We start from the raw sequence: 5,680 nt of genomic DNA on the forward strand, positions 1-5,680 counted from the left end.
CCGCATCCCGGGAGCTCTGCTCCAGAGGTGACAGCACCGCAGGCTGCGCGCTGGCCCTGGTCAGTGGCTCAAGGAGGGGGGCCAGATTTCGTGTCGCATCTGGGCCAGTTTTCGCTGTCGCCTGACAACCGGCTGATTACCGATCTGCTGCTGCTCGCCCGGTTGGATGGTCCTGAGGCTGCAGCACCAACGCAGCCCTGTTCTTTGGTGCAGATCGTGAGGGACCTGATCGAGGAAACCGGCGAGACGGCGGCGGCGGCAGGGGTACGTCTGCAACTGGTGGGGGGTGAGCAGGACATCCATGTGCAGGGCACGGAATCGGAGCTCTATCGGCTCGTCTCCAACCTGTTGCTGAACGCGATTCAGTACTCACCGGAGGGCGGCGAGGTGGTGCTGCGCCTGGGGGACGAGCGGGGTCTGGCGGTGCTGGAGGTGCAGGACAGCGGTATCGGCATCGCTGCGGCTGATCAGCAGCGCGTCTTCGATCGCTTCTTCCGCAGTGACCCGGGCCGCTCCCGTCGCGAGGGCGGCACCGGCCTCGGCCTGTCGATCGCGGCGGCGATCGTGCGTCGCCACCGGGGGCACATTTCGGTGGTGTCCAGGCCTGGAGCCGGGAGCGTCTTCTCCGTGAGGCTGCCGCTGGCGGGTTGCAGCTGATCGCGGATGGGACAGCAATGGCATGACCGGCCGATGATGGGGTCCTGCGGCGGAGGCACCCCCCATGCGCACCGCCCTGGTGCTGATCGATCTGATCAACGACCTGATCCACCCCGAAGGGGCGATGCCCACCTACGCCGCCGAGGTGCAGCGGCGCGGGGTGCTGCCGGCGGCCAACCAGGCGCTGGAGCGGGCCCGTGCCCGGGGCTGGCCCACGCTCCTGGTGAAGGTGGCCTTCCGAGCCGGCTATCCGGAGCTGCCCACCCACGCCCCGTTCCTGGGCCGGGCCCGGGAGCTGGGGGCCCTGCGGCTGGGCCAGTGGGGCACGGACTTCCACGCCGATCTGGCGGTGGAGCCCGGCGACCCGGTGCTGGTGAAGCACCGGCTGAGCCCCTTCCACGGCACCGCCCTGGCGACGCTGTTGCGGGCTGCGGGGATCGAGCGGCTGCTGCTGGGGGGTGTCGGCACCGCCTGGGCGCTGCAGGCGGCGGTCCGGGAGGCCCACGACCGGGACTTCCGGGCGGTGCTGGTGGAGGACGCCTGCGCTGCGGCGAGCCCGCAGGAGCACGACCAATCCATCGCGCAGCTCTCCCGCCTGGCCGCCGTGGTGCGGGCCGCCGATCTGGCCTGACCGCGCTCAGGGTGCCGGTGGCTGCAGTGAGGCGGCGTAGGCGGGATCCTCGGTGCCGAACACCCGATCCCAGAAGGTGAAATAGAGCCCGAAATGAAGGCCGTGGCGCCGATGGTGCAGAGAGTGGTGGGCGGGGCCGATCAACCAGCGACCCAGCCAGTGGTGGGGGAAGCGGAGCGGCAACACCTCCAGGCCCAGATGGTTGACCACGGCCCACACCGTCATCGTGGTGAGCACCGCCAGCAGGGTGGCGAAGTGCAGGGGGATCAGCAGCACGATGGCGATCAGGAACAGGGCCTGAACGACGGCTTCGAGGGGGTCGAAGGCGAAGGAGGTCCAGGGGGTGGGCTGGCGTGATCGGTGGTGGCCCCGGTGAAACCAGGGGAACAGTTTCGGCTGGTGGAACAGCCGGTGGGTGGCGTAGAAATAGGCATCCTGCAGCACCAGTACAGCCAGGTAACTGAGCGGCAGGGTCCACCAGCTCTCAGGCCGAATCTGGCCATGCAGCCGGGTGAGACCCTGCTCGTGCAAGGTCATCACCAGGGCGGTGGCCAGGGAGAAGATCGCGGCGGAGATGACGGACAGCTGGATGTCATTGAAAACGGAGACCCTGGCCTCCTGGCGCTGATAGAGAAGCCAGTGGACGAAGCCGGCCATGGCGAGATAACGCGCCAGGATGATGGCGAAAAAGGCGAAAACGTAGAACCAAAAGGAATGATGCTGCACTGATATCTCCATGAGATGATCTCCGCCAGACCTTTTCCACCTGAACACCCGCCTCAACCCTAGGGGGCCTTTCCCTGGTGGGATACGGCGGATATCCCTATGCAGCGCCGCCATGCAGCGGATCTATGCAGCGAGATTGCGGAAGCGGGTGAACTGCGGCTCGAACAGCAATTTCACGGTGCCGACGGGGCCGTTGCGGTGCTTGGTGACGATGACTTCGGTGATGCCGCGGTCGGCGGTTTCGGGGTTGTAGTACTCGTCGCGGTAGATCATCAGCACCAGATCGGCGTCCTGCTCGATCGAGCCCGATTCCCGCAGATCGCTGAGCATGGGACGCTTGTTGGTGCGGGATTCGACACCGCGGCTGAGCTGGGAGAGGGCGATCACGGGCACGTGCAGTTCGCGGGCCATGCCTTTGAGGCCCCGGGTGATGCGGGAGAGTTCCTGAACGCGGTTGTCGGGGGTGCTGCCCTCCATCAGCTGGAGGTAATCGATCACGATCAGGCCGAGCTCCTTGCCGGTTTCGGCCATCAGGCGTCGGCAGAGGGAGCGCATCTCCAGCACGCCGGAATTGGGCTTGTCGTCGATGAACAGGGGCAGCTGGCCGAGGCTGTTGATGCCCTGGCCCAGCAGGGGCCATTCCTCCTGCTGCAGGCGGCCGGTGCGCAGGCGGCCGCTTTCGATGCCCACCTCCATCGACAGCAGGCGGTAGGTGAGCTGTTCCTTGCTCATCTCCAGGCTGAACACGCACACCGGCAGCTGGTGCAGCTGGGCGACGTTCTTGGCGATGTTGAGCACGATCGAGGTCTTGCCCATGGCGGGCCGTCCGGCGACGATGATGAGGTCGCTGCGCTGCAGGCCCTGGGTGATGGCGTCCAGGTCGTAGAAGTTGACCGGGATGCCGGCGACGGCGGTGCCGAGGGAGCGGCTCTCGATCTCGTTGAAGGTGCTGGTGAGAATCTCCGCGGTGGGGGTGAGGCCGGCGGTGGGCTTCTCCTGGCTGATGGCGAAGATCTTCTGCTCGGCCTCATCGAGCACCTGCTCCATGGGCATGCTCTGGTCGAACCCGAGGCGGATCACCTCGTTGGCGGAGCGGATCAGCTGGCGCCGCAGGTGCTTGTCCATCACCAGGCGGGCCACCTGGTCGATGGAGGCGGTGGAGAGGGTGCGCTCCACCAGCTCGACCAGCCGGGAGCTGCCGCCCACCTTTTCCAGCTGGCCGGTGTCGGCGAGCCAGGCGGCCATGGCCGTGAGGTCGGTGGGTTTGCCCTGGCTGTGCAGCATCAGGGCGGTGCGGTAGATCTCGCGGTGGGCGCCGAGATAGAAGGCCTCGGGCCGCAGCACGTCAGCGACCCGGCCGATGGCGTCGGGATCGAGGAGGATGCCGCCGAGCACCGATTCCTCCGCCTCCAGGTTCTGGGGCGGGACTGAATCGGGCAGGGCTTCGAAGCCAGCCTGCTCGTCGCGACGCGACGCGGGCCGCGGGCCGTCCGGCCGGGGTGGGTCGGAACCAGCCAGGGGCACGCTCACCATGGACGGAACTCCAGAACGCGACTCACGGAACAGATGGCCGGATCGGTCAGGATCGGGCGCCGGTGAGGAGGCTCACTCTGGCGCCCGGAGCGGAAACAATCGGTTCGTGGCTGGCCGATCAGTAGCTGACCACTTCCAGGTTGACGTCGGCGACGACCTCGGGGTGCAGCTTGACCTGCACCTTGTAGGAGCCGGTGCGGTGGATCTCGGGGACGGTGATGACGCGGCGATCCACTTCCTTCTTGGTGGCCGCTTCGATCGCCTCGGCCACATCGCCGTTGGTGACGGTGCCGAAGAGGACGTCATCGCCGCCGGTCTGCTTCTTGACGGTGAAGCGGCCGATGGTGTCGAGGGCGGTGCGGAAGGCGATCGCCTCGGCCTTCAGGGCCGCCTGGCGCTCCGCCTCCTTGGCCCGGCGGTGCTCCACCTGGCGCAGCACCGCGGCGGTGACGGCCAGGGCCTTGCCGGTGGGCAGGAGGTAGTTACGGGCGTAGCCGGGCGCGACATCCACCAGATCCCCGTCCTTGCCCAGGGAAAGGATGTCCTCGCTCAGGACCACCTGCACACGCTTCTTGACCATGACAACGCCCCGGCTGAGCCATCTGAAATCCGATCGGCAAGCCTACGACATGGAGCCGGTGGGGGCCGCGGCGCGGGGCAGGCGGACCCGGGTGGCCAGGCCCAGGGCGCGCATCAGGCGGATGTGCTGCCAGGTGAGGTCGAACTGGCGGGGGGCGAAGCCGTGGCGGGCCGAATGGGGGTAGGCGTGGTGGTTGTTGTGCCAGCCCTCACCGAAGGTCAGCGCCGCCACCCAGGGGTTGTTCTTCGACTTGTCGCCGCTGTCGTGGACGGACTCACCCCACATGTGGGTGGCCGAGTTCACCAGCCAGGTGCACTGGTAGACGATCACCAGGCGCAGGGGGATGCCCCACAGCACCAGGGCCCAGCCGCCGGCACCGGTGACGCTGCCGATCCAGAAGAGCAGCAGGCCCAGGGGCACCTGGAGCAGCAGGAAGCTGTGGTTCAGCCAGCGGTAGTAGGGGTCGGCGGCCAGGTCGCCGGTGAGCCGGGGCACGGCGGCCATCGCCGGAATCTCCTCGAACATCCAGGCCATGTGGGACCACCAGAAGCCCTTGTTGCTGTCGTGGTGATCCGCTTCCGTATCGGAGAACTTGTGGTGGTGGCGGTGCAGGCCCACCCAGTCGATCGGGCCGTGCTGGCAGCTGAGGGCGCCGCAGGTGGCGAAGAAGCGCTCCAGCCAGAGGGGGACGCGGAAGGAGCGGTGGCTGAGCAGGCGGTGATAGCCGATCGTGACGCCCAGGCAGGCGGTGACCCAGTACATCACCAGCAGGGCGGCCACGGCCTCCAGGCTCCAGAAGCGGGGCAGCAGGGCCACCACCGCCAGGATGTGGATCACGACCATGAAGCCGATCGTGCCCCAGCGGGTGCCCTTGGGGGACACGCCCCGGGGTTCGCCACGGCGCGGTTCGTGCAGGGCCCGGGCCCTGACGAGGGAATCGGGCCCCTGGTTGATGGTGGCGGGGCGGCGCGTGTGGCGGGCCTTGGTGCCGACATCGCGGCGGTCGCCGGATGGGGCGGGGGCGCCTGGCTGGACGCCGGGGCGGGAGAGGGGGGTGACGGCCATGAAGGACCGGGCTCCTGTTGAGTGATTACAATGGTAGCAATACGAATTCAGATCGAGTGGGGTATCGAGACGAACTCGTATCTGGCCGCGTCGCCTTCGCCCACCTGATCCGTGTCTGGCACGAGCGCAACGGCTGGTCCCACCGGGTTCTGCCGATGCTGGCCGAGGCCCTTGACCTGGGCCGGGTGCACAACTCCCAGCTCTCGATGCTGCGCAACGGCAAGTTGGCCTCCCCCGGCCCGGAGGTGTTCCTGGCCCTGGGAGGCGTCAACCTGTGGCTCGATGCCCAGGCCCCCGGCGGCCGGTTGGAGCCGGAGCCGGCCCGCACCCTGCTGGCGGCCCATCCCGAACTCATGGAGGCCCTCTGCAGCTCGGCCCTGCCGGTGCGCGACGAGCAGCAGCGGGTGCTGGGGCCCGGGGCCCTGCTCGAGGTGTTCGTGGGCTTCCGCCAGCCGCCGGCCAGCTTTGACCTGCGCATCAGCGAGGCG

At 68.1% G+C, this 5,680-nt stretch carries 7 protein-coding genes; 3 read left to right on the top strand and 4 right to left on the bottom strand.

Going from position 1 to position 5,680, the window contains the following annotated elements; all coding sequences use genetic code 11:
• Positions 1-207: 207 nt before the first annotated feature.
• Together VB737_RS14515 and VB737_RS14520 are read left to right on the top strand one after the other, a co-directional pair.
• Positions 208-657 (top strand): sensor histidine kinase, encoded by a 450-nt coding sequence (locus tag VB737_RS14515; protein ID WP_500314004.1) that lies wholly within the window; start codon positions 208-210, stop codon positions 655-657.
• Positions 658-721: 64 nt separating this feature from the next.
• Positions 722-1,288 carry a cysteine hydrolase family protein gene (locus VB737_RS14520; RefSeq protein ID WP_500314005.1) on the top strand — a complete coding sequence of 189 codons (567 nt, stop codon included), beginning with the start codon at positions 722-724 and terminating at the stop codon, positions 1,286-1,288.
• Positions 1,289-1,294: 6 nt separating this feature from the next.
• Here VB737_RS14520 and VB737_RS14525 read toward each other — a convergent pair whose 3' ends face one another.
• From VB737_RS14525 to VB737_RS14540, 4 genes are all read right to left on the bottom strand, one after another.
• Complete coding sequence (locus tag VB737_RS14525; RefSeq protein WP_323243471.1) at positions 1,295-1,945, bottom strand: sterol desaturase family protein; 651 nt, start codon at positions 1,943-1,945, stop codon at positions 1,295-1,297.
• A gap of 192 nt (positions 1,946-2,137) precedes the next feature.
• A complete protein-coding gene (dnaB, locus tag VB737_RS14530; protein ID WP_500314007.1) occupies positions 2,138-3,547 on the bottom strand; it encodes a replicative DNA helicase in 1,410 nt (469 codons plus the stop codon).
• Between the two features lie 118 nt (positions 3,548-3,665).
• Positions 3,666-4,127, bottom strand: coding sequence for a 50S ribosomal protein L9 (rplI, locus tag VB737_RS14535; RefSeq protein ID WP_106219480.1), 462 nt, complete (start codon positions 4,125-4,127; stop codon positions 3,666-3,668).
• A gap of 42 nt (positions 4,128-4,169) precedes the next feature.
• Complete coding sequence (locus VB737_RS14540; protein ID WP_500314009.1) at positions 4,170-5,192, bottom strand: acyl-CoA desaturase; 1,023 nt, start codon at positions 5,190-5,192, stop codon at positions 4,170-4,172.
• A 56-nt stretch (positions 5,193-5,248) separates the two neighbouring features.
• On the opposite strand from VB737_RS14540, the gene VB737_RS14545 reads away from it, so the two are divergent.
• The coding region (locus VB737_RS14545) for a DUF8644 domain-containing protein (RefSeq protein ID WP_500314011.1) at positions 5,249-5,680 on the top strand (432 nt) is incomplete at its 3' end.

Origin of the sequence: Synechococcus sp. BA-120 BA3 (genome assembly GCF_034931285.1) — a bacterium.
Taxonomy (GTDB): domain Bacteria; phylum Cyanobacteriota; class Cyanobacteriia; order PCC-6307; family Cyanobiaceae; genus Cyanobium.

Bases quoted from the DNA above. Each gene is read 5' to 3' on its own strand.
- VB737_RS14520 (WP_500314005.1), top strand. From the start codon at position 722: ATGCGCACCGCCCTGGTGCTGATCGATCTGATCAACGACCTGATCCAC.
- VB737_RS14525 (WP_323243471.1), bottom strand. From the start codon at position 1,945: ATGGCCGGCTTCGTCCACTGGCTTCTCTATCAGCGCCAGGAGGCCAGG.
- dnaB (WP_500314007.1), bottom strand. From the start codon at position 3,547: ATGGTGAGCGTGCCCCTGGCTGGTTCCGACCCACCCCGGCCGGACGGC.
- rplI (WP_106219480.1), bottom strand. From the start codon at position 4,127: ATGGTCAAGAAGCGTGTGCAGGTGGTCCTGAGCGAGGACATCCTTTCC.
- VB737_RS14540 (WP_500314009.1), bottom strand. From the start codon at position 5,192: ATGGCCGTCACCCCCCTCTCCCGCCCCGGCGTCCAGCCAGGCGCCCCC.